Raw genomic sequence first — 25,410 nt, 5'->3', positions numbered from 1 at the left:
CTTCTCTGTCTTACAAGACATCATTACTCACACCTGCCGCAATTCTAGAAAAACACATCATATGTGTAACCATGTAGCTGTTTTGGGTTAGAAAACCCTATAAAAGGCGTTAGAACCAAGCAGTATCGAGTGATTTTCTTGTAGTATATATGTTCAAGAAGTTGTTGGAACTGTATCAAAGCCCTGGAAAGGTGTTAGAGGCTTGATGCGAGGGTGTATACTAAGATGCTCAGAATAGGAGAGCACGATTTTATTCGTGCAGCCATAAGAGTCATTTTTGCGGTATTGGTGGCTATTACACGGATGTTAATGATCGATTCCATTAAGATCGTAAGAGGCACGTGCTCTGCGCGACAAGTCAACTCAGCATATCCTATAAGTCAAGATTAGAGTACTATATTAATGGAGTCTACACCATAGATTACACCGAAGTGGGATTTGTAAAGACCTATTATACCATACAAAAACAAAAATAAACCCCCTTATTAAATTATCAATATACTCTTTTTAGCCTATTGATGACCAATTACACGCAATGCAGGTTAAATTGCCTTACTAAACTTAGGGTGCTCTGTATTTTCTAAATATTCTTTATTATTTTATGCAAGTCTCCATACGCACTACTTTGAGCTCTGTTACTCGGTAGCAGGTTTATATCTAGGGTTTTCTGATCAAGCTATCCACGGATTTATTATTAGATATAAGAGTTATGAATTGCTAGATATACCAATAGCCTATGCAATAAATCTTATTATTAAACAAGACTAAGGGTATTAGAGATAGTGGTAGTAAGGAAGATGAAGCATATACAGTATATCTACTAGCTAAGGAGTTGTAGTGTCTCACGTTTACAAATGAGTTTAATATGCGAGGAGACTAAGTAACTACGCTCCTCCGAGTATCTAAAAGCAGTCTCTAGGTATGTTTTGTCTCGTAATCTTTCGATTTCATATCTGGTTTATGTATAGGGTGCTCTTATTAGATAAGGTAAGGACATTGTTCACTTTGCTAAGGCTGTTGAAATCTCTCATCCTATCATCGATGGCAAGGTTTGTAGTGGAAGTCATGCGGCGATAAACTCGGGTAAGGGTAAAAAGTACGCTGTGAATCCGACAAAGAGCAGCGATGAGGAGACAGCTCAGTGCAGTGGTTTAGGTAGTGCGAGCGCGACGGGACCTAAATCTCTTAGTGGTTTTGTTAACGCTGTGAAAGTAGGTGAGGGGAAAAACTGGCCTACGGGTCAGGCTGGAGCGACGAGCGGTGGGCCAAAGATAGGTTCTCCTAATAGTAATGCCACGGCCGTAGCTAAAGACCTAGTAAAGAATCTCACTCCCGAAGAAAAAACCATAGTGGCTGGGTTACTAGCTAAAACTATTGAAGGGGGTGAGGTTGTTGAGATTAGGGCGGTTTCTTCTATTCAGGCCATGGTGAATTGAGGCCCTAAGGGATAGAGCTAAGGGAGTTCTTGGTGAGCTATTATTAGGTCTCTATCTTAGGGTTTCGTATGAAACAATATCTCAACTCGACGGGAAGAAGACACATCAGAGGTATTGAAGTAAGAAACGCTGTAGATGCGGTACTTCTTCATAGCTTAAGAAAATAGCTTACAAGAATAACTGTCGTCACGTAGTGCTATAAATCCTGAAGTGATTTATGTTACCTAACATTCCGTTACGGGCTTCAAAGTCTCTATACACACTCATCAGGAACTATATTATCAGGGAAAGGTTTATATCTAGAACCTCATTATACAACTATGGATAAAAAGTCTGGGGGTTGTTGAGGGGCACATCACTCCTAAGCTTGCTTATAGATCAAAGGTTGGTTTGAGTTATCAGCTTTCTCCTGAAACTTGGCTTTTGCTGTGGTTGCTACCATTACATTTCCAAGAGGATATGGTGTCCACCGTGTGTACATGCTTCTTTGGTACCCTAAACAGTCTTCACAGTGTCGATTCTCTTACACTGACCATAATAACATCTCCATACTGCTTAACAACATGGTACAAACCACCACCAGGACTCAGCACTTTTCTGTTATCTAGTATGTCTCTCTGCTTTACGTATGCACCGATCTTTTCCTTATGAGCACGATCACACTTAAATATGTTATTTGACTGTCATGACATGACCCTGATTTACCCACACAAAAACTCATCACCAGTAGTTGTTCTACCAACGCATCAAAAGCAACCGTATATCACTTTTGTACCAGGTATGCAGTTCTTTACGTACGTTCAAACAACTTGTCTATTTCTGACAATTTAAGCTTCACATACGTAGGCCTACCGTGGTTACACTGACCAGAATGCGGAGTACTCTCCATGTGCCTAAGTAGGCTATTCATTTCCTCTAATTTCATAATCCTACCACTTCTTATGGAGCTATAGCACGCAACTGTACCGCAAATATGGCTTAGCTTACCTTTCACAAAAAGTTCATCTCCTTTTGTCATTATGCTTTCTAATATCTTAGAAATTAGCGCCTTAGCATTGACCACACCAAAGATAGCAGGGACTTCCCTCACTACCACCGTAAGGTCACCCATAGGCTCTACTATAAGTCCCAAATCTCTTAATTTTTCCCGATACTCAGTCAGCAATTCTAGCTCGTACTCGTTTCCAAGCTCTATAAACTCTGGCATCAGCAGAACTTGTCTTTTAATTCCCTCTTGTTCTGTGACCTTCTTTATATACTCACATACAAGCCTTTCATGAGCAGCATGCTGATCAACTATTATGACGTAATCTCCTGCTCTAGAGATGATATATCTCTCAAATAGTTGGCACACCGCATAACCCAAAGGCGGTTCTTCCAACATACACCCCTGCTCCATCTTGCTTTCTGTAGCAGAAGATGATCTTGCTGAAAAACTTTTTGTCTGCACCGGACTCTTTGTATTATGATGGTGAGTGTGATCAGAACAAAACCCGGTATCATATGTGCTTTTTGCATCATCAACGTGACTACTGCCAAACGGCATCGGTATGTTATGATTTAACACCTCTGGTTGCAGTTGCATAGTTGAAGATGCTTCTGTATCCCCTGAGAAAAACTTTCCGTAGGTCTTTTCAATACTATCCATAGCAAAATGATCATGTCCTTCCGTAGAAGCTGCGGCAGGTGAAAACCTGGCATACACATTGCTAGACAAAGCCTCACCTAATGCATCAATCACTGCCTTATATACAAGACGCTTATCCTGAAACCTCACCTCCATTTTGCTAGGATGCACATTAACATCAATGTAAGCAGGCATAATATCCAGAGCTAAAACAACAACAGGATGCCTATCCTTTGGTATTAACCCATGATAAGCAAACTTCACCGCCCCAAGCAGTAAAGTACTGTAAATTGGCCGACCATTAACGAAAGTGTGTACCATCCCCGGCTTAGACTTATTAAACGTCGGCAGACCTATGTGCCCGTATACTCTTACGTGGTCTACAGAGTGATTTATCTCCAGTGATTGTTCACAGAAAACTTCACCAAACGCTCTCATTTCCTTCAATCTCTCGATAAGACTTTCCTGCGCTGAGTATTTAAAGATCTGGCGTTCAACTATGGTAAGAGAAAACGCTATGGTATAGTTGATCATGGCCAGCCTGTTGAGCAAATCCACAATATTTTGCATCTCAGCTTTTTCTGTCCGTAAAAACTTCAGCCTCGTAGGAGTCGCAAAAAACAAGTCTCTCACTTCCACATGTGTACCACAAGACAAAACCCCTGGGGCTAAATCCCTGGTTTTTTCTCCTCCTTCGAATGTGATAGACCAGGCTCTCTCTGCATCTACATGCTTCGAAACCATCTTCACCCTGGCTACCGATGCAACTGCTGTAAGACCTTCACCCCTGAAGCCCATGGTTTTTACATTTGCAAGGTCTCCATCAATGAGCTTAGATGTAGCGTGACCGATAAATGCTCTTTCCATTTCTTCGCATGCGATCCCGCAACCATCATCACTTACAGAAATTAAGTTGCGACCTCCTTTGTCAACATGCACATTTATGGTTTTGGCTCCCGCATCTATAGAATTCTCTACCAGCTCCTTTACCACGCTCGCTGGACAATCTATTACCTCACCTGCGGCAATTTTATTGATCGTCTGCGCACTCAAAACTACTATTGGCACAATATTACCACATAATAACAATTTTACGGTTGCCGCAAAGCTGCTGATGAACAACATCATGCCTTCAGTGCTTATGTTGAAAGCACTCACAGCATTACCACTATAGATCAACCACATCTATACGTTGTAGGCTCCTATACCATGCATAATGGTTCATGCCACTCTATACACAATTCTGCTAACTTGTGTTTGGGACACCCTAATTTATTATTAGGGCTTTTGTTATTGACCACAAGGAATTAAAGGTATAGAGATTGACAGTAATTCGGTGGCTTTTTTATGGAAGAGATAGCTGAATCGGCAGTGCACATCCAGAACGGAGTTTCGGCATTTGGTGTATTCGCCGAAGCTAGTATCGTGGTACGTTTAGTTATGCTCGTGTTGCTTGCTTTTTCCTTAGTATCGTGGGCCATAATCTTTAAAAAGTGTTTCGTTCTCAACAGACATAAGCGGGAGCTGCACGATGTTGAAGCTGTCTTCAATTCCCGTGGTACCGCTTTGGGTATAAGAGAAATTGTAGAATGCGGTAGCGGTGTTGTCGCTAGAATATTGCAGCATGGGATAAAACACGCACAACAGCTTCGCAACAAAAAAGAGGGGTTTCACAGGGCCATTAATTCTGAACTCACTAGAGAAGTCGATAAGCTGGAAGAACAACTAGGTCCTCTCTCTGCGATTGGATCTTCTGCTCCTTATATTGGGCTCCTTGGTACCCTTTGGAAGGTAATAGAGAGCTTTAAAGCAGTCTCTATTGCTGAATCGCAACAAATAGGATCTGTATTATACCCTTATATGGCAGAGGCTTTATATACGTTGGCCCTTGGGCTGTTAGTGGCAATTCCTGCCCAACTATTTTACAATGGCTTTACGGCTTATGTGACTAAGTTATCGCATAGACTAGGTAATTTGGTTTACGAACTGGGTGCATTCATAACAAACGAAGAATGTGCTTCTGATTCCTCTTTTGAGAGCAAAGATAGCTGAAGTTATTGTGTTATGCGAAGGGTAGGATGTATTTTTTCATATTTTTCTTAATATTGTTAAATATATTACAAACAATCGATGTACGGGAAGTACATCTTCTGTGCCCTGTTGTCTTGACCACTTCATAAAACAGTACTATGTACTTATACGGTTAGTTTTCAACTGGTCAGTTTGATATTTTCTGCATCTACTATAATAACCTTCGGTGTAAAGTCATGGTCTAGCTCACTTCTTCTTGTTATTGTTGTTTGTTGTAAGTTGCTCATGCTTGTATAGGAGAGAGATGGTGTCTCGATTAATGTGGAGGCGGCCTGTGTTGTCCGTCAGGGGTGGCATACGTAGAGCGCTAGGAAAGAATATTCATATAATATCCTCGTTGCTTGTGCATTTGGTGATGGGGGTTTTTCTGATTGTGCGCACCTCATCACCTGAGTCATACAGGGTCTCTACCGCTTCCTGTTGTCCAAACAGCAGTGATATTGCAATCAAATCACAACTTCAAACTAAAGGTGTAGATTATGTAGCACCTTCTGAGTCACAAGTTGCTACTTTAGTGAATAGTACTGAGGACATACAGCGCGCAGGACTCTATGCCAAACCAGGTATTCAACCACCAAGTCAAAGCAGTAAGAAACCCGCAAGAATGTCTTTGGCAAGGTCTGATATCACCGTTAATACCTTGGCATCTCAGGAAGAGTTAATGGTAGTGCAACCCGTGTATGAATACGAGCAGCAACCTGGGGCGAGATATACCAATCCGCATAAAAAGGGGTTATTTGGGTATTCTAAGTCTATATTCCAAAACGTTCTTAAGAATCATGTTCCTGAGGAGGTGGTAGACTCCTTATCAGAACAGTTTGCAAAGTGTTGGACTATGCCTGCTGGCATAGATGATGATAATAGTGCAGTAGTGAAAATCAAGTTGGCTCTAGACCCTAGTGGTAAAGTCACCGCTGCTACTATTTCTGATACCAATCTATATGATCATGATCCACTTTACCGAGCTCTTGCAGATAGCGCCCTTCGTGCAGTACATAAGTGCAACCCTATAACAGAGCTACGAGGAACTGACTATAGTATCTGGAATGAAATTGTGTTGACTTTCAATCCCCAGCAAATTTCTTAGGTATTAGCGTATCTCTAGATATTCTAAAGTAACGGGTTCTGCATTGGTGCAGGGCTAGAATGTAGAAGGTTATCGGCAGTAAAAGTAACCTTGGCGGTTACTTTTAGGCATTAGATAAAAGAAGTACCAAATCTCATGAGATAGCTAATACTTGAATACCAGTTAAGCAAGTTCTGAAGTCTTAGTTTAGAAACTACTGCCTTATCTGTAACTACGTTCTATTCCCACTGTTACGAGCTTGCTGTGATACTCAACACTGTGTGCAGGCTAGTGAACACCTCTAACAAGTCCAGAAACAAAAAACCAAATCTTAGTGAGCGGGACCTACCTTTAAATAATACGTGACGTGTGTATTGAAAATCCTAATCGAGAAACACACATTACTTCTTTGACCCCGTAAATACAGGCTAAAATAAATATATTACGCTTCAACCCTCAACATATAAACACGTTCTAAGAACGATAGATACCACGTTTTCAAGTTGACGTAATATACATGAGACACCACACTACAGATTCATACACTATAAGGAGTATTGTATTGTAATACTTGGGTGGACATATTCTTGGTGTTTTATCTGAAAATCCCCTATGAGCTCATTGAATGCATCCTCATTCCTATCTTGAAATACCCGTACAGGTATCATGTGTAAAGTGCTGCAATAAACACTTACGCTTATTACAGTTCCCAAGGCTTTGCACTGCATCTACAGGCACCCCACATGCTGTACAAAACAGAGTATGAATCATAAATGGCTTTAACAGCCATGATTCAGTAGAGAACCACTAGTATAAATGCTATAAACTGCACATACTCCACAATACACAGTTTCTGCACATTATCGCTGCTATCTGGAAATAAAGCAGGAGAATACTACTCAATATTTGGGTACCGAAGCTTCTATTCTTCCTTATCGCTTATAGGCTGTAAACCGTATACCAAAAATTAAAAGGCCTTTTCGCTCTCATGTCTTTCTTCAACGCATGGAAATGAGAGAGTTACAACTGTTCCAAGATTTGCTTCACCTTTAATACTGAAAGTACCATTCATCAGCTCTACCAACTTTTTACTCAGTGGCAAACCCAATCCTGTTCCTTCATATTTGCGAGAATGTGTGCTATCCGCCTGCCCAAATACTGACATTACTTTGTACAGATCCTGTTGTGCAATACCTATGCCATTGTCACATATTTCTATTACCACTTCTCCCTGCTTTTTCTCAACAGACAACCTTACAAACCCTTTCTCTGGCGTGAATTTAATGGAATTAGTTAGTATATTGAGTATAACCTGCTTCATTCTTCTTGCATCAACCATCAGCACTATTTGTGATTCTGGCATATCACGCTTTAGTTCAACCTTGGCTTCCTGAGCCTTGGGTAACATCATGTTAAAACAGGAATCCACTATCTTACGCAGATCGCATTTTACGGGCTCTACACTGAGTTTATTTGCTTCTGCCTTAGAAAAATCCAATATGTCGTTTATTAGACTTAATAAGTGTACACCAGCATGGTTTATCTCCTTGATATACTCCTTGTACTGCGCATTCCAAAGTGGTCCCAGAGACTCTCTCTGAACTATTTCTGAAAAACCTATAATGGAGTTTAGAGGAGTACGTAACTCGTGACTGACATTCGCAAGAAATTGTGATTTACTGACGCTCTCTTTTTCTGCGTTTTCCTTCTTTTCTTGCAACTCAAGGTTTGCATCGTACTGGCTATTAAGCAACTTTACATTTTTTCTGTATACGACAAGAGTCAACACTACGCAGATTGCTACAGCAATCCCTACTAGTATTACAAATACAAAATTAGAGTTAGAAAAGAAAACCGCCATCTCGCTGCAGTCCCTTGTGACTCGCAGAAATACTATGGGCTCTCCTGATTCATCCATAAGGGGAAACACGGAAGAGTATATGCCATACGCGCTCGTTCCATGCACGATTTCCCCCTTGGAAAGAAGAGAAAGCTCTTCAGGAGATAGCACAATACTTTTATCACTGACTTCCGTATCCATATCATCACTCACGGTGAACATGACATTCCCGTTAGCGTTATATAAAACCAACTCAACGCCTTTAAGCATATGGAGGGCATGCATGAACTCTGCCTGCATTTTAATTATGAGATTGATATGATAGGGGTTAGTACCAACATGAACAGGTGCTCCACGCAACAATACTATGTATTTTCTTAAAATCAAATGCTCAAATACATTATTCAGTTCTGTGTTTATTGTTATAGCTGCTTTACTTAGCGTTCTGTCAGATACATATGCATAAGTAAACCACATTGACCCAACAAACAGTATAACCAATGTCGCCCTTATCAGAAATCTGAAGACCAATCTAAGCATAGATACACCGCTCTCGAACTGTCCTAAAAATATATAGCATACTCTCAGAGCATCAATCCTTAATGATCATTTGGCTTCCAAGGTACTTTTCTGTTGACCTATTTGAAATAGAGGAGTTATCCTAAGCGTTGACCAGTCAGTATTATGGGATAGTTGTGGTTTGCGGCTTTATGATTCCTTTCTACAAACCGTTCGACATCAGTTTCGTTCGGGGAGAAGGGGTGTACTTATATGATAGTAGCAAGAAGCGTTATATAGACTTCGGTTCAGGAAGGGCTACGAGCGCACTTGGCCACTGCCATCCAGCTATGGTACAGGCATTGTGTGAGCAATCCAAAGCGCTATGGCATGTGTCTAACATGTATCGAATTCAGGAAGCTGAAAGCTTGGCTGCAGAACTTGTAAGCTTAAGTTTCGCCGATATGGCATTTTTCGTGAATTCTGGTGCAGAAGCTGTTGAGTGCGGATTTAAGGTTGCTCGGTCATACCAAAATGGTATAGGACGTCCTGAAAGGTATAAAGTACTGACATTGAGGCGTGCGTTCCATGGAAGAACTTATGCAACGTGCTCTGCTAGTGAGCCAACAGGTTTTCTTCCCCTTTTATACCCGTATGTCGATTGGTTTGTAAGCGTTACTCCGTCCATAGATGCTATACGTAATGAGGTAGAAAAAGGAAACATAGGTGCCATACTGGTAGAACCAGTGCAGGGCGAAGGTGGCATCCATGTGCTGAGCGGTGAATTGTTGAGAGATTTGAGAGCATTATGTGACCAACACGACATATTGCTATTCTTTGACTGTGTACAATGTGGCTCCGGGAGAACAGGAAAATTCTTTGCTTATGAGCATTTTTCCGTAACTCCAGACATATGCTCGCTTGCAAAGGGTTTAGGGGGTGGGTTCCCTATAGGTGGATGCCTCATAACGAAAAAAGCAGGGCAATTTGTTACTGAACGCATGCATGGCTCAACTTGTGGTGGTAATCCTTTGGCTACTGCTGTTGCTCGCGCGATCGTTCGTGAAGTAGCAAAGCCAGGATTTTTGGCAAACGTGGAACAAAATGGGGCTTATTTCATCGAGCAGCTAAGCCGCATGGCTACGAGGTTTCCTATAATTAAGAATGTTAGAGGAATAGGCCTCCTAATCGGCGTAGAAATTAATGATACAGCAAGTGCTTGCAGCATTGCTGAGCAACTTATATCCCATGGTGTACTAATTGCCCCAGCATCTGGAAATGTGCTACGAATGGTTCCTCCATTAATCGTCACGAGGCAAGAGATAGACGAGTTCTTACAGATACTCGAGGGCTTTCTGCGCTCATTTAGTTAGTGAGACTTAGGATGCATGCTTGTGGTTGTGTGTAAGGGATTTTTAGTTAGTCTGCTTTACGCGATAGGTTGAATGGAGTGGCTGGACAACTTGATATCCTACGGTGTTCTGGTCGCTCCGCTGATGTCTGGCGACGTACTACGAATGGTTCCCTCATTAATCGTCTCAAGGCAAGATATAGATGAGTTTTTACAGATATTCGAAGGCTTTCTGCACTCATTCGGTTAGTCAAACTTAGTGCTGTATGCCTGCAGTTGTGATGTAAGGGATTTTAGTTCGTTTGTTCTGCACAATAGGCGGGTTTAGGGTAGCTGTATACTGACGTCACGTAGTGCTTAAGGTTTGTTATAGTAAGTTTTCTAATCAGAATTTTGTATGTACCGTTGTGTCACTTTCAACTCATCGCCGAAGCGACCTAAAGTAAGATAAATACTTTAAATTTCACAGTTATGAAACAATACGATACGTAGTCATAACAGTTGTGTACTATTCCTTATTATTATTGAGGGCATACACTATCCGCAAGTTCATTAGTTTTGGTAATACCATAACACAGAAGCTCTTTTAATCAGGTTTCTTATCTCCAATTCGTGTGCACAGCGAGCTTGGCATGTAGAAAACTCCTTGGGCATAGAAAGTAACTGCTGTTCTAAGATTTTCTATCTCGTCTTCCGGCTGTAGTCCCACCAGTGAAGAGTATTCGACGCCTTGCATTTCTCTGAACCTGGTCCAGTAGCATTTATTCTCTGATCAGGCCCTCGCACTTTCACTCTCTCGACATGTAATCTTGTAAATACTGCCCGAAGCACAACATCGACAACTTGCTGTTCGCTAACTTTTTCTCTAGTTCTAAGATAGGTCTAATTAACCTCTTATAGAAGCACAAAGCTTCGCTATCAACTCACTAAGTAACTTTTCTCTCACTTACTAGCTTGGTTTTACAGAGGTAGTGTTTCGAATGCATATGCACTTTCTTCGTAACTTCGTGATAGATTGAATACCCTAAATGAAAACAATGTTCTGCTATTTTGTCGCATTTCTTTCCCCAAGATTAAATAGTAAACAGCACTTACCTACTATAGGTTGAAGAGCATACAAATTTTATGAGACTTCCATTTCATAATACGTAATGAATTTGAGCGTCTTCATCAGACTGTAGTAGCTCTTCCAATTGCTACTACCTTACGAGAACCTATGTGTTTTTGCCACAGTAATGCGCATCATTTTAGGAAAGCTGCAACATGGCATTTTCAATATGCAGTTTGTATACAGACGTCCAGACATAGTACTAAGGATGATGGGTATATTGATAAATACCTCATCCATACGAAGGCAACACACTCAGCAATCTCTGCATACCATTTTCACGCTTCGAATACCCTTTCCAAAACACAGGTCTTGCAACACGCTATACCTTTTTATAATAAATGCAGCAACCAGCGCACATACCGAACTCATCCTTCTTTCATAAGATTCAGTAGTATTTCCGCACTACGACTCAATGGCAAAATCTTCTCATGACTGCCAGGAGCTCTTCCCACACGAGCCTTCCTATTGCGATTTTTGCACATAATCTACGTAGTTCTTATACCAACCAAGACCTCACAGCCTCATCCTTCTAAAGCCTTAATTTTCCCTACTATTCAATACCTAATACAGCACTAAGCTCGGGTAAGAGCACAAGTTACTAATACTGTTTGCCCTTCTACATACATAATTTGCAGCATTACACTAATGGTGCTCAGTATACGCATTGTCTGCAAAAACTTTGCATTAGTATATTTCACTATGCGTTCTTATATAACGATGCATATGCCATTTTATCATAAATTACACGACCTCCACATTACTCGAGCTAAGCACATTGTACATAAAAGCAGCTCCGCGAAAAGTGACTAAAAACCTTAGTAAGCATAATTTTATTTACGTTTATGCAACCCATTTTATATTAGAAAAATGTACAGTCACAGTTGCACAACTCACATTAAACCAGATAATGATGATTGCATGCATAGCAGTATTTAGCTCTTCTATAGCCTATATTAAATTTTTCGCATATATAAGATTACTATTTTTAGTTGACCTCGCACAAAGTGAACAATACCATTAGAAGTTCTTTTGTAATCAAAGCTGGTGGGTATGGTAAAGAAAGTATTAGGAGAAGGTGAGGACATTTATACCAAAAATAACGTTTTGGTAGAGTCATTAGATGAAGAAGAGGAGAGCCCGCTGATAGCTGGAGTGGAACAACTTAGGAAAGATAAAGAAAAAGAATCTGAAAGTACCGGCGAACCCTATGTACCAGATTCAGTTTTCCTAGTGGCGTCGTTTCTGATGATGGTTACAGAAACTTTCTCTACGTTTTTTACAATGGCAGTTATCCGCTATGCTATAAAACCCTCTATAGTACACCGCGTAACGCTTGCTTATTTTGCGATGTACGCGCTGCTCGCTATGGTGCTTCTCTTAGATTCCTACGCAGCTTTATCGAAGCATCGTAAAGACCTTGAGAAAGGCAAGATATCCGGCAAGGAGTATAACATAGGGTACTGGAAGGAGACTACCACAATAGCATCAAGTGTGTTCTGTATACTGCTGTGTGTATTATCTCTCGTCATGGAAGTTGGGGTTGAAAGCAAGGCTATACAGATGGTTGCTCTTGTAGTCTCTATACTGGCTCCCTTGCTCGGTGCAATATCGGCTTCCATCCGGGCATATGAGGTAATGCGTTACCAAAAGCAAAAGCAAAAGATAGAATTCGAAGGCGGGGATAAGGAAGCATCAAATACCGGTGTGTGTGTGAAGTCACTTGTCTTCTTAACAATAGCGTTGTTTGAATTCTGCCATTGTATATGTCATCTCTATGAAGCATATCTTCTAGTGGGACAAACGAACAAGCTGTTCTACATAACAGATATGGCTTTGCTGACGACACAAGCAGCTCTAGCGATTGCGTTCGCTATCTTCTACTTTTACGAAAAGGTTGTAGGTGAGGAAAAGGATGGTCCATTCGTGGGGCAGCAAGGAAATGTAAGACCTGACGATAAGGGAGAAGGTGCACGCGGTTTAAACGGTAATGTCGTGGCGGAAGACATCGGTGGCGCAGAGAAAGGTTGTTGTGCTGATGGTACCACCAATGGATATGCTGGGCTTTTTCTGGAACATACGGATGATGGTGAACCTAGCACGGTATTGCAACGCACCCAGGGAAATACTTGGTTTGTTATGCAACCGGAATTTAGCGGTCAGCGACATACACAACAACGAACAGCTTAGTGTACCTTTGTTGCTGCTGCTTTGTGTGTAGTGCAATGTAGAGAATAAAGAGAGAGGATGCTTTTCTCACCGCGCTTCCTCTCTCTTCCCAATGTAGTGATGTTACTCAGCTTCCGTGCCATATTGACTGTCATATCTTTATTTAACATCTGTTCACCCCATCTAGCGCATAACATATAAATCTCGAAGCTCTGTATAATTAAAAGATAGCGACCTACGTATGTTACAGCAGTGCTATGCTATTTTAAGTTTTGTTGGGAGCTAAAGCATATTTATAAGGTATGGGATATGATAAACCACAGACAATAGCATTAAAGTGTTTATATGGTAGGCGGTAATTTCAAGCAGGATGTTCTCTACATAAAAAGCAACACAAATGGTTTCTGCTTTAAAGTTTGCACTGCGCTGGATCAGGGATGTCGAAACTGTGAGAGGGTGCTACATATATAAAGATGAAGAGCTTACACGCCATAACACAAGCATACAGAGAGTCACGGGAAATTATCTATAGTGGCAGGGCTACTAGCTAAAACTATTGAAGGGTGCGAGGTTGTTGATATATAGGGCAGTTTTTGCTACTTCGGTTATGGTCAATACTTGTTATGATATTTTTAGTGAAGGTTTAGGCGTTGTTCCTTTATTTAAAGAATGAGGGAGATTAAGTGTTGAGTGAGTGCATTACACAAACCACCTTTGACTCTGAATACCCTAGTTAAGTAACTAGGCAAAATTAGTGTCCTGGATCACTTATACTAAGCTGACTATGATCCAGTTATTACCCGATATTGAGCAGGTCCGTATAATGGTTTTATACGGTTTTACCTAACACAAAATTATACACTATATCTAGGAATCTCTGCAGAAACTTTACAAAGGTTAGATCTGCTTCCAGAGAAATCTAGTCTGTTACCAATGCATATGGTCAAGCTATCTTGCAGTTTCTGGAGACGCTGGCGGGTATGCCTGTGTCTAGGTATAAATAAGAGTATACACAGTAACTCTTATTATTAAAAACAAGACTAAGGGTATAAGGGATAGTGGAAAAGATGAAGCATATACAGTATATCTACTAGCTAAGGAGAGCTAGCTTGTGATATAGTTACTGATCAGACTGACAAGCTTGCTGCTACTCTTGCCACGACCTCCGGTAAGGACATTGTCCACTTTGCTAAGGCTGTTGAGATTTCTCATCCTAACATTGTTAAGCAGGTTTGTAGTAAACAGCATACTGAGCTAGGTTCAGACGCATCCAATGTAACAACGTATGCTGCAGCGCCGGCGAGGACTCAGGCTAATACAGCACAGTGCAGTGGTTTTAAAGGTTCTGGACCGTCGGGCGGGCATGGAGCTTTGAGTAAGTTTGTAGACCTTACCAAAATAGAGGAAGATAAAAACTGGCCTACAGGGCAGACTGGGCATAGCAGTACGGGTCTTATAGTTGGAGCCCAGAATAGTAACGCCAAAGCCATAGCCAAAGACCTAGTAAAGGAACTCACTCCTGAAGAAAAAACCATAGTAGCAGGATTACTTGCTAAAACTATTGAAGGGGGCGAGGTTGTTGAGATTTCTCACTCTAGCATCTATGACAAGGTTTGTGTGACGAAGAAGAAAGTGAGTGGCGGTAGTACGTACGGAAAATATGCTTCGATCACGAACAACACGAATACTGGCAGCAGTGAAAAAGGCGAGGTAGCTGTTTGTGGAGCACAGGCAAAGGGAAGCAGTGGGAATAGCAATGGTGTTACCGATGCGGAAGTATAAGGAATTTTGCATCTAAAACACTAGGAGATAAAGTAGTAATTAGCCTACATCAACAGCAGTGAAACTGCTACCAGAAGGAACCCGGGGCATGTACTAACAACACCACAGCCGTAGCTAAAGACCTAGTAAAGGAACTCACCCCTGAAGAAAAAACCATAGTAGCTAGGTTACTAGCTAAAACTATTGTAGGGGGCGAGGTTGTTGAGATTAGAGCTGGACCTTCACCTGGAGACCTATCATCAGGCTATACGGAAATCCATTATATGATGTAAGGATGGTTGTTGAGATCAGGGCGGTTTCTTCTACTCATGCCATTATGAATTTGAAGTTATAGGGTTGTTCAAGATAGAGAGTGCGTTCTAGAGTGTCATACTATGGCTTGTGTATTTACATTGAGTTTATTGGGTACTAGATTTATATCCAGGATAAGCTATCTAGGACCTCATCATTTTTTCTTTCATTAGAAAAAGCCATTCGGCTCTATGATCAGTAAATAGTCAGAGTCCAGAATAATAAAAGTTCTCACGTACAGTATATGCAATAATGCAACATAGCTTCGGCAAAAATTATCAAAGCATAAAGTACAAGTATCACACTTACACTCCTGACTAACTTTCCCTCTGCTGCAAAGTCATAATCAGGCTACAGCTTATGTAGGTAAATGCGGCAAATAGTGCCTCCTTCTCAAGTTACAGATCTGCTACACCGTAACTCCAATCATACTCAAACGGGGGGTAAAAGCGAATTCTTGCAAACAAAGCCCCAACCCTATCCTAGGCATCAGGATTACTACACCTCAGGACACTACTTATGGCAATTCATCCTCTATGACCGTGGAGTGCTATCTTCCAGTCGGGCTTAAACCTGACTAAGATCAGAGACGCATTTACACCACCGAATCCGAAGGAATTACTCAAACAAGTGCTAACTACCCCCACCCACAAAGTAGTACACAAGGGCTTCTAAGCCCAAACAATAGCAATCAGCAGAATAATTGCAAAGCTTACCCTACAACACTATGTTTATGTCCACTCATATAAACACGGTGCAATCCGGCACACTCTATCTCTCCCTTAACGAGGATATAACCAGCAGCAAACCTTACATATCCCTACAAGTAAACCCTGTTTCTCTACTATATATATTATCACAGGGCTTGATCTTAGGTTGCTACTTCAGACCATTTATCTTCCGTGATAAGAAGGTATAACGTTCCAGCTGGTCTTAAATTTGACTAAAGATCAGAGATGCATTGACACCCCCGAACCCGAAGGAATTACTCAATACACGAGAAACCTTACGCTCTTCAGCCACTAACGGCACCAAGTTCACGTTACTATCTTCAGTAGAGTTGTGCAGATTCAGAGTGGGTGGCAATATACCATGTTGTAATGCTAGTATAGAAAATATTGCTTCTACGCTACCAGCCGCACCTAAAAGATGCCCTATCGACGATTTCGTCGAAGATATAGCTACTTTATAGGCATGATCCTGGAACACATTCTTTATCGCAACAATCTCCACACTATCGCCAGTAATAGTTGAAGTACCATGGGCATTTATGTAATCAACCTCACTAGGTGAAATATTAGCTGTCCTGAGAGCCATTTCCATAGCGCGCATTCCGCCTTCACCTTTTGGATGTGGCGCTGTTACATGATATGCATCAGCTGTCAAGCCATAACCGGTTAGCTCCGCATATATTCTAGCTCCGCGCCTTTTCGCGTATTCGTAGTCTTCCAACACCACTACACCAGCGCCTTCACCCATGACGAACCCATCTCTATCCTTGTCCCAGGGCCTCGAAGCAACTTGAGGAGTATCATTAAATTTCGTTGACAATGCCTTTATCACGCTAAATCCAGCTATTCCTGATCTGCACAACGCACTCTCTGAACCGCCAGCTACTACTATATCACATACACCACTCTCGATCACACGTGCTGCCTCTGCAATTGCTACAGCACCAGTAGCACAAGCTCCCACGACCGCATTGCAATACCCCTTCAGCCCATATCGCATGGATACATGACTAGGAAGCAAGTTTATGAGACTTCCCGGAACAAAAAACGGGCTAATCCTTCTGGGGCCGCGAGCATTAAGTGCAGTTACATTTCTCTCAATGTTAGGCAATCCCCCTATGCCAGAACCAAGCAACACACCGAATTTCTCAGGGTCAAAATTACTTTCTAGAGCACCAGAATCTTCCAAAGCGATACTAGATGCGGCAATACCAAACAAGATAAAGAGATCAATTTTTTTTACTTCTTTTTCCTCTAACCAAGTCTCTGGATCAAATACATAATCATCAGATTCTCCTTTGAGCAATACTTGCCCTCCGATTTTGCACTCCAAATCGCTCACGTCATAGCGACTAACTACCTGCCTTATTCCAGATTCTCCCCTAACTAATCTATCCCAAACTGATGAGATCACAACACCTAAAGGCGTGACCAAACCCATGCCGGTCACCACAACCCTCTTTCGCTCGGCCATCTCTAAATACCCTAACTACACTAACCAACCCCGAGCTATCTACTAGGCACAAAAACCACACCACACACCGCAGCCTTTGTAGCAATCATAGCGCGGATTACTATTTTTCGCACTAACAAAAAAACTGACTATTATCAAGCATCACTAGACTTACTTGCTATGTAGCGACAAATGTCATCAACAGTTTCTAGCTTTTGTGCTTCTTCATCTGATATTTCTAGGGAAAACCTTTCTTCCAGCGACATGATCAGATCAACAAAATCCAAGCTATCGAGATTAAAATCTTTTGCTAAGTTTGTAGTGCCAGAAAGAATCTGCTTTTGTTCATCGTTTAATTTCAGACACCCGATCACCGACTCCATAACCTGTGCTTTTATTTCCTCTGACACAGCAACTCCTTCTCCAGGATTCAAGCTATTAGAGCTCCCATGAGCTTCACCACCTTCCATATTCACCCACAACTAATAAAGAAAAAAAACCACTGCCCGTATCAGAACAGTGAAGTTCTAGAATATACCCATAAAAATAAGGAAATCAAATATAGAATTGCCTACCTATAACAGAAACACATAGCGTATTTACACCACATAGTGTCATACGCTTGTATAAGATGTATATAGTACGCAGAAAATGTACTGCAGTTTCGCTGTATATAGAGTGGGCTCCCACAATAGGTACGCTTGTTTTACCTTATTATTACTCTTTAGAATAGCAAGCAGACTCGATAAGGATGCGCCATAGCCTGTTTTAGGTGTATATCGAAATTTTACTGCTACTCCCTGTGCCCAGATATATATATCATTCACTTAGCATAAATTATAATGTTGTATTTATGCATTACTTCTTAAATAAGTAGTTGTATTATTACCGCTAAAAGAAAATTAGCGCGTAGAAATTATACGTTGCAAAATTCAACCTGGCTATGCCATCCCATATCTCCATTCTTTACTTAGTATGTTAATCTTGCGAGCTATACGTTATCATACCTGAAGATAAAGTGCTCCGCTCTAGTAACGGTTTTACATAAAAAGATGAGTATATTTTAGAGTAAACTTTCATGTAGGGACTACTGCAAAGCTGCTGGTATTATTCTATTTCTGATATATCAGCATACTAGACTAAGTTTTTTCTATAGATTTCAGAAGTATCTCATTATATTAAAGACATTACTCCTATATTAACTTAGTACTTGCATTAAATCCCTTAATAACACCTAATGCTTGTGTTAAACCATATTTCCTGAAAACATGGCTGTCTAAATCACAAATTCAATGGAGACACAGGTGCATGGGCTTTCGCAGGCGCAGCAGCAGGTTCTCGATGCTTTTGTACGTAGATTAAATGCGTCTCAGAGATGTATTGACGTGCTAAATGAAATAGTACGTGCGTGTAAGGAAGCAGAGGGTTTTGCATCTCTAAAGCTGTGGGTATTACAGAATAAATCTCGCAATAGTGTGTTTTTTAGCAGCACTCAAGAAGGGCTGCAGGAGATAAATGCATCCCGTAGAGATCTTATAGTATTACATGAATGTAGCGTTATGCATATTCCCCTGCTGATAGGGAATGCGATGCTGGCTGACGAAGTTTGCGACCTGTGCGACTTCATTGCCAGTAAAGGTGGGGATGTAAATGCTAATGCGTCTCAGAAAATACCGACTCAGGGTAAAGAAGGCGCGAATGGGCTTTGGAATATAGTTTGTGAACAAGGTAATAAGACCCCCATTTTTTATGCAATAGACAAGAAGTGCGTACAGATGGTCAGGAAGCTGCTTGACCTGGGTGCGAATTGCGCTGCAGTTATGTATAATGCCTACAGCAGGAGTGAGAGAATTACTCCTGTAATATATGCCATGTCGGAAGCTCTCAAGCTCTACGAGAGGGAAGATGGTTTTTTTGCAGTTATCGACTTGCTACTAGCTAAGGTTGGGGTAGACGCTTTTCTGGAAACAATAAAAGAGGACAAGGCCTCTAGGGACGTGGTAACAGGCTTTGTGTCTCTTGTAGGGCTAGATCTGGAAATATATCCAGGTGAGCCTATGGAAGCAGTCAAGGGTGAACATCTCAACATAATTGAACTGTTACTAAAATGCACGCGGATGTTCGAAGAAGAGCTATCCAGTGTAAAGCGCAGCCAAGGATACAAAAACATGTTTTCCGGGAGGCTTTTCGGAAAAAGAGGTGCCTCGGCAAAGGCCATACCGTTAGGCAGCTTACCACTGTCTACGCGGTTTCGTCGGTATGTCGAGTCTCTACCTGAGATGTCATGTTCTTCTTTTGTGGGAAAGAATGTAATATTTTCTACAGATATTGGAGCATTAGAGTCTCAGATCCTAGCGCTAGCGGCTTATTCAAGTCAAGTAGGAGTGATGAAATGGTTGCTAGAGCATGAGGTAATAGATGTAAATAAAGCCAACGGGTACGGGTTTACTGCGTTGCATTTTGCCGCTTCTGTTAATTGTGTTCCTGCAGTGGAAATGTTGCTAGATGCTGGTGCGGATATGGAAGCTAAGAGGGCTCCGTATCCCACTGCTGCACACATCGCAGCCTTGAATGAGTCTTTAGATGTGCTGGTGTGTATGCACAGAAAATGTCCTCAAGCTTTGTTGTGTGTTGATGCTGATGGGCAAGATATTCTTCATTATGCAGCAAGCTCTGCAAACGATAATACAGGAGTAGTGCAGTTTATATTGGAGAATGTTAAGGGTATTAATCCTGATGCACCAGCGGACATAGAGAAGGGTCGACAATTACTTATTAATAGCTTTTCTAGGGAAATTGCTAAGAGAAAAAGAGATAGAGTAACCTCGAAAGATCTAACGAATATTGTTGAGTATGTAGGAGAAAGAGGTTCTGAGGCGTGTGGAAGTACTGCGCTATACATTGCAGTGGAATCTAAGAACCTGAACATCTCAAAATATTTAATTGAGCAAGTGGGATGCAATCCTAATATCAAGGGGCCAAGTGGATGCACCGCATTAAATCTACGTACTGCAGCCGGCACTTTGCTACACATGGCTGTGCGAGCAAAAGATCTAAGCTTTGTAAAAAAATTGCTTACTTATAAAGATCTTGATCTTAGCATAAGGCATCATGGAAATACGGCAATGGACCTGGCTATTATCAACAGAGATAGGACGATGATAGCTACTCTACTAGAGGATCCCCGACAAAGTCTTGCCACAGAGCTTGGGTATAGGAAGGTGCCATATTCGAAAATTTTGTCCTCTAAGGGGTTACTGGACTATAGGGGCAAGAAGATCCTCATAAGTAGAGTGAACGGAGGCGTATCTAGTAGCAATACTATGCTTGCTGCAAGTGGTATATTTTGCATTTTTACAATTGTATTCATAGCGTTAACGATAGGTTTAAACTCTGTGCTACAGTGTTGTGGAGTAAATTCTACAATGTCGCTGGAAAGCCGAGCTTTGGTTGCGTTAGCAGGTATTATTTTGCTACTAGTTGCATATGTCGTATATGTTGGCATACGCATTTCAAAAGAAGACGATAAGCGCAATAATGCAAGGTTTTATCTTTCAACTTCGCACGTAAAGCGCTCCAAACCCAGGAGATATATGTCAGATAGTTCTGGTAGTAGGTATTCTTCAGATGGTGTTTGTGGAGCAGGGTCAAGTACTAGTGGAGGCACTATACTTAATGATCAGGAAAGTTTAGATGAGTATCTAGCAGATGATAGTAGTCCCTCGCACCGCGAAAGAGGATGCCGAAGACATAAGGCCTTTAGACGCGGAGAAGAAAACAGAACAGGTTTAGGTAGAGAGAACGCAGCATATGGTATTGATCTTGGAGGTGATGTAGTTTGCTCATCTTCCAATAGTGAATCTACTGCACCAAGTAGCGCAATCGTTTATTGCGGTGTTCATGATGGAATAAAACCTGTGTATGTTAGAGCACCGTCTTCATTGTCTAGTTCCGTTATAAAATAAAGCTTTTATCTTTGTGTCGAATGTAGAGTTGATTTTACAGTTTGCTGCGCTAGGCAAATACTAGAGTATATTACTTCGATAGCATCGATAGTCTTTTCCGTTACTAGCAAGACCCTTCTTTACAGCTTCTACAGTGCATATGAGAATTCATATGTAGTGTGTTTTGAATCTTTCTACAGTTTACATAATGTGCTCATGGGTATTCTTTGTAAAAAGATGAACTGTAACCTGATGTTCTCTAGGGAAGGTGAAGCTCTTGCAGCAGATTCTGGATAATAAATTCCGAAAGTCTCCTGCTATGCGTGCAAGTAAGGTTTTTGTATTGGTTCTACAGGCAGCATAAATCCATAACCTAAAGATGGAGCAATATCTGGCAGAAAAACTTACAGCATACCACATTATAAATTCCCTTTGTAAAACACACCTGTAATAGTATGAATCCATAACCTGAAATAGTGAGGCGACATTCATGAGAACATTTCAGTTAGGCCCCAGCTTTTATCGCTACACATACGTAAATAGCAGCGTTCTTAGCGTACACCATTGAAACCTTAGTCATTTAACAGTAACCTGGATAGTACGCAAATGGCACAGTAACTTTGGTATATCATTGATAGTAGAGGTGCCTTTTGTAGCTAAGATTTACCCAACATCGTTTCTTTCGATGTAGGCTTGAGGTGTTTGTTCTGCTGCTCGTCAAAACTCCTTAAATTTATGTATGAGATTTCTTCGCAGGCTTCTGGTCCGCAAATTGGCATGGATAGTTATGAACAATTATAAAGTTTTATATATGCAGCGCTCATATGAGAAATTTGTAATTTCTGTTTTCTTAAACTCTATATGCTTAATGAAGTTATAAGCTTGGGTAGGTATGTACGTTTGTTATCCCCCTGCATGCAACCAGAACTTGGTTAAGTGAACTCAAGCAACATGTACTCTGCGCGAAGCAGTTCAAGATGTATATCGCGTTATAGATACAAAGTTATATCATCGCAAGGTTATCAAAGAGCAACAAGATTAAGAGTAAACATATGCACATGTTTCACCAGAGCATCCATGAATATAAGCGCATCTTCAAGCTCACGTGCTGTGACATACCCCACGCTTACAGACTGCTCATTATACTGTAGTTTTGTGCAGGATCTGGGTTTGTGCAGGATCTGGGATATCTATAACTTTCAAAAAATTCCCTTTACAGAACCTGTATGTTCTGCCCGAAAAACCCGTCGTCATTGAGTAGTCTATGTTTTCCTCTACACAAGCACAAGATAGCCACCAAAGAGAACAGCGCCACCATGAAAAGAAAAAAGAACAAAACCTAAAACCATACCAGATGAAGTAGAAGCCCGACGTCAAATCATCAAACGCCACACTTCCCTAATAAGGACTAGACACAAAACACCTACCTAACCACAACATCCAAGAAGATCAGAGAAGCACAACAAACAACTATACGGCTTTAAGCCACCTCAGTGACAACAAACCCCTCTACACGCCCATAGCACCAAACACACCACAGAGCAGAGACACATAATCCAGCTCCCCAGGCAAACAGCTACTCCCGACAGAAAACACGACAAACCCCCACATCTGAACTCTACAGAAAAAAATTCAGCACAGGAACCGCGCAGTTTTCGAAATCCAAGCACGCAACCAGAGCTATCTAAGCTTTTCTTCCTTGAATAGTACGTGCTTCCTCGCTACAGGGTCGTACTTACGGAAAGACAACTTCTGCACCAACTTTTTAGGATCACGCTTCTTGACGTAAAAATAGCCCGTACCTTCGCTGCTTACCAGCTTTACCAACAAGGTAGCACCTTTCTTAGCCACTTAGAAGTACCAAATACCAAATGCGAAGATCTTACTTGTTTGAATGCTATAGGTCAAGCGGTTTAGTAAAAACGATTGACATACTATGTGGAGTAGGTATTTAGGACTCGGTTCCTTTAATCTTGCGAAGTAGCTATGGTATGTTGAAATCCCTATTTAAGCTTTTTATGAAGCTCGTTGGCGCGGTTGTACCAGTGAGATTGGTTAGTACTTTTCTAGGTATGGGTCATCTTCCTGCTTGGCAAGAACATTGGACTTCATTGGCGGTTTTGGTGATGGTGCATGCCTTGTGCTATATAATGCACGGTTCTCCGCCTATGCTTGCTAATGCTGCGTTTACTAGTGGGTTGGTGATAGCGCCGTTCTTCCTTCAAGTATCTGCGGGTTTACTGGTTTTAGGTGTAGTTTCCATATTTATACAGAATAATGATCAAGGGTGTGGTTTAGGTAGTGGAGACACAACAGTTATACAGTTAGCGTTTGGCCAATTGCTTACTGTAGCGCTCGCTATGCCTGCAGCAGTTGCGTTATACGAAAGTGTTATCAGTTTGTACGACAGGGTATGCATGGGGATATTTAGTTGCCCCTTATGGGTGAACTACTTTATGCACCTTTTAGTATTCTTTGTAATACCCTTTTTATTCTTTAATGTTATGATCGTCATCAAACCATGGCCTGTGTCTATGTTGCAGCTTAGGTATAGCACCTGCATGTCGATAATGGCTGAAGGTTTGGTTCTAGCATCTTATTCTACAGTTGTCATGTATGTGCTTGCATTCATATCTGCTGGGTTACAGGTCACTAGTGCCGCAAAATACATGAAAGCGGTGATATACTTTGCTACAGCAGGGCCTAGAACGCTTTTTTAAAGTTAAAAAGTATCTTCCCTGACTGTGTTTGGTGGAGGAATATCTTGTAGCGTAGCTTATTAGCGGAGAGGAGATGATAACTAATGCTGGAGTTACTCCGTTCCGTGCTCTGTTGTTATGAAGGACATATTTGGAGTGCATATGAAGAAGTGTGGAGCTTTGTTCTTTATAGGTAGTGTAGCTGCCTTGGCAGTTGCATATGTTGCTCAGGTGTTTTTTGGGTTGGTGCCGTGTAAACTTTGTCTGTATGAGCGTATACCATATTTTATAGCCCTGATTCCATCAGTTATAATGCTGTTTAAAAACTTCAAGGGTATATTTTTTGTGGTGGTTATATGCTACGTAGCAGGTATTGTTGTGTCGATATATCACGCAGGTTTGGAGTATGGGTGGTTCACAGATTTCTTGCATTGTGCAGGGGATGTAGGTTTAGGTACGAGCCTTGAAGATATAAAGGCTAACTTGCTAAGCAAGGAGGAAGTAGTTTCGTGTAAGGTGCCTAGCTTCGTATTTATGGGTATATCTCTTTCGGGGTGGAATGCCGTGTATGCAGTTTCTATCTTAGTCTATGCTTTTGTACTGCGTGTTGGATATATTCGCGATCAGCGCAGCACAAGTGTGTTATATAGAGACAGTTGAGGATCTATGCTCTAGCATAACAATAACGTGTGCTGGTTTTGCATTTGGAGGTTCTGCAGGGGCGTTATGGATGGCGAGGGGTTTAGTAGGGGGCTATTTGTATCTTATGATCAATTATTTAGTACAGCGTACGAATGCTCGTGGTATTTGAGAGGCTATTTAAGGCATGTGAACAGCTATACGGTTGCTGCAGCATATCAGTCTGTATATCCGATGTTTTACACTGCTGGATTTGCCTATAGAAAGACTAAGAGGACATTAACAAGCACCGCATTTTGGTTGTATATTTTCGTAGTATTAGCAGTAATATTAACACTTCTTTACTTGCGTATATTCGAGTTATTTGGATTTTCTCTACACAGACCACAAGACCTAATAAAGATAGGCATTATTACATTGGTGCTTGTATTGGCACTTGAGTTGGGGTTCTGGGTGATGGCACTCATTTCGTTTCCACTACACTATGTTGTAGCAGCGCATCTTCTATTAGGGCTGTGCAGAAGTGTCAAATTTGTCAGAAGATGTATACAGCAAATTTTTAAGATTATAGGTAAAACTATAGGAAGGTGTCTAGCGGAAATTTGTGCAGTAATGGCAGCTATAATACCTGTCGTGCTAGCATGCGTACTGGCATTATACTCAGCCGTATTAGCAATTCCCAGCT

The 25,410-nt window shown here is 41.3% G+C and carries 16 protein-coding genes and 3 pseudogenes; 14 read left to right on the top strand and 5 right to left on the bottom strand.

The genetic code is table 11. The annotated features are described in order from the left end of the window. Positions 1-225: 225 nt before the first annotated feature. From KPX09_RS00095 to KPX09_RS00085, 3 genes are all read left to right on the top strand, one after another. Positions 226-390 (top strand): hypothetical protein, encoded by a 165-nt coding sequence (locus KPX09_RS00095; protein WP_249548380.1) that lies wholly within the window; start codon positions 226-228, stop codon positions 388-390. 713 nt (positions 391-1,103) lie between these two features. Further along, positions 1,104-1,436, top strand: coding sequence for a hypothetical protein (locus tag KPX09_RS00090; RefSeq protein WP_346017212.1), 333 nt, complete (start codon positions 1,104-1,106; stop codon positions 1,434-1,436). Between the two features lie 309 nt (positions 1,437-1,745). Next, complete coding sequence (locus tag KPX09_RS00085) at positions 1,746-2,087, top strand: P44/Msp2 family outer membrane protein (protein WP_410518460.1); 342 nt, start codon at positions 1,746-1,748, stop codon at positions 2,085-2,087. Between the two features lie 139 nt (positions 2,088-2,226). Here the strand turns inward: KPX09_RS00085 and mutL are convergent, their stop codons facing one another. Next, positions 2,227-4,221: a DNA mismatch repair endonuclease MutL gene (gene mutL, locus KPX09_RS00080; protein ID WP_249548379.1), complete on the bottom strand. Its 1,995-nt coding sequence runs from the start codon at positions 4,219-4,221 to the stop codon at positions 2,227-2,229. Between the two features lie 189 nt (positions 4,222-4,410). Here mutL and KPX09_RS00075 point away from each other — a divergent pair, with 189 nt between their 5' ends. Together KPX09_RS00075 and KPX09_RS00070 are read left to right on the top strand one after the other, a co-directional pair. Next, on the top strand, positions 4,411-5,115 hold the full coding sequence (locus KPX09_RS00075; protein ID WP_249548378.1) for a MotA/TolQ/ExbB proton channel family protein: 705 nt from the start codon (positions 4,411-4,413) through the stop codon (positions 5,113-5,115). 313 nt (positions 5,116-5,428) lie between these two features. Next, on the top strand, positions 5,429-6,241 hold the full coding sequence (locus KPX09_RS00070; protein ID WP_249548377.1) for a cell envelope integrity protein TolA: 813 nt from the start codon (positions 5,429-5,431) through the stop codon (positions 6,239-6,241). A 946-nt stretch (positions 6,242-7,187) separates the two neighbouring features. Here the strand turns inward: KPX09_RS00070 and KPX09_RS00065 are convergent. After that, positions 7,188-8,600 (bottom strand): sensor histidine kinase, encoded by a 1,413-nt coding sequence (locus tag KPX09_RS00065; RefSeq protein ID WP_249548376.1) that lies wholly within the window; start codon positions 8,598-8,600, stop codon positions 7,188-7,190. A 170-nt stretch (positions 8,601-8,770) separates the two neighbouring features. Here KPX09_RS00065 and KPX09_RS00060 point away from each other — a divergent pair, with 170 nt between their 5' ends. The 5 genes and pseudogenes from KPX09_RS00060 to KPX09_RS00040 all read left to right on the top strand — a co-directional run. Continuing rightward, positions 8,771-9,931 carry an aspartate aminotransferase family protein gene (locus tag KPX09_RS00060; protein ID WP_249548375.1) on the top strand — a complete coding sequence of 387 codons (1,161 nt, stop codon included), beginning with the start codon at positions 8,771-8,773 and terminating at the stop codon, positions 9,929-9,931. A gap of 2,139 nt (positions 9,932-12,070) precedes the next feature. After that, the gene (locus tag KPX09_RS00055; RefSeq protein ID WP_249548374.1) at positions 12,071-13,207 is read left to right on the top strand and encodes a hypothetical protein; all 1,137 of its coding nucleotides are present in this window, start codon (positions 12,071-12,073) and stop codon (positions 13,205-13,207) included. A gap of 504 nt (positions 13,208-13,711) precedes the next feature. Next, positions 13,712-13,844: pseudogene (locus KPX09_RS00050) on the top strand (P44/Msp2 family outer membrane protein); the annotation flags it as partial. 713 nt (positions 13,845-14,557) lie between these two features. Beyond that, on the top strand, positions 14,558-14,968 hold the full coding sequence (locus KPX09_RS05670) for a hypothetical protein (protein WP_346017211.1): 411 nt from the start codon (positions 14,558-14,560) through the stop codon (positions 14,966-14,968). Between the two features lie 98 nt (positions 14,969-15,066). Beyond that, a pseudogene (locus KPX09_RS00040) lies at positions 15,067-15,183 on the top strand (P44/Msp2 family outer membrane protein); the annotation flags it as partial. Between the two features lie 1,009 nt (positions 15,184-16,192). Here the strand turns inward: KPX09_RS00040 and fabF are convergent. Together fabF and KPX09_RS00030 are read right to left on the bottom strand one after the other, a co-directional pair. Beyond that, positions 16,193-17,464, bottom strand: coding sequence for a beta-ketoacyl-ACP synthase II (fabF, locus tag KPX09_RS00035; RefSeq protein WP_249548373.1), 1,272 nt, complete (start codon positions 17,462-17,464; stop codon positions 16,193-16,195). A gap of 134 nt (positions 17,465-17,598) precedes the next feature. Further along, complete coding sequence (locus KPX09_RS00030; protein WP_249548372.1) at positions 17,599-17,913, bottom strand: acyl carrier protein; 315 nt, start codon at positions 17,911-17,913, stop codon at positions 17,599-17,601. A gap of 834 nt (positions 17,914-18,747) precedes the next feature. Here KPX09_RS00030 and KPX09_RS05665 point away from each other — a divergent pair. Continuing rightward, positions 18,748-21,408, top strand: coding sequence for an ankyrin repeat domain-containing protein (locus KPX09_RS05665; protein WP_249548371.1), 2,661 nt, complete (start codon positions 18,748-18,750; stop codon positions 21,406-21,408). Between the two features lie 1,659 nt (positions 21,409-23,067). Here the strand turns inward: KPX09_RS05665 and rpmG are convergent. Beyond that, a complete protein-coding gene (gene rpmG, locus KPX09_RS00020; protein ID WP_011451011.1) occupies positions 23,068-23,238 on the bottom strand; it encodes a 50S ribosomal protein L33 in 171 nt (56 codons plus the stop codon). A 140-nt stretch (positions 23,239-23,378) separates the two neighbouring features. Between rpmG and KPX09_RS00015 the strand changes: the two genes are divergently transcribed. The 3 genes and pseudogenes from KPX09_RS00015 to KPX09_RS00005 all read left to right on the top strand — a co-directional run. Then, positions 23,379-24,107 (top strand): phosphatidylglycerophosphatase, encoded by a 729-nt coding sequence (locus KPX09_RS00015; protein ID WP_249548370.1) that lies wholly within the window; start codon positions 23,379-23,381, stop codon positions 24,105-24,107. 117 nt (positions 24,108-24,224) lie between these two features. Continuing rightward, positions 24,225-24,746, top strand: coding sequence for a disulfide bond formation protein B (locus KPX09_RS00010; protein ID WP_249548369.1), 522 nt, complete (start codon positions 24,225-24,227; stop codon positions 24,744-24,746). A gap of 66 nt (positions 24,747-24,812) precedes the next feature. Then, positions 24,813-25,410: pseudogene (locus tag KPX09_RS00005) on the top strand (hypothetical protein); the annotation flags it as partial.

This window comes from Anaplasma phagocytophilum (assembly GCF_023476575.1).
Taxonomy (GTDB): Bacteria; Pseudomonadota; Alphaproteobacteria; order Rickettsiales; family Anaplasmataceae; genus Anaplasma; species Anaplasma phagocytophilum_A.
Note: the sequence above shows the minus strand (reverse complement) of the source record. Positions and strands in the feature narration are given on the sequence as shown.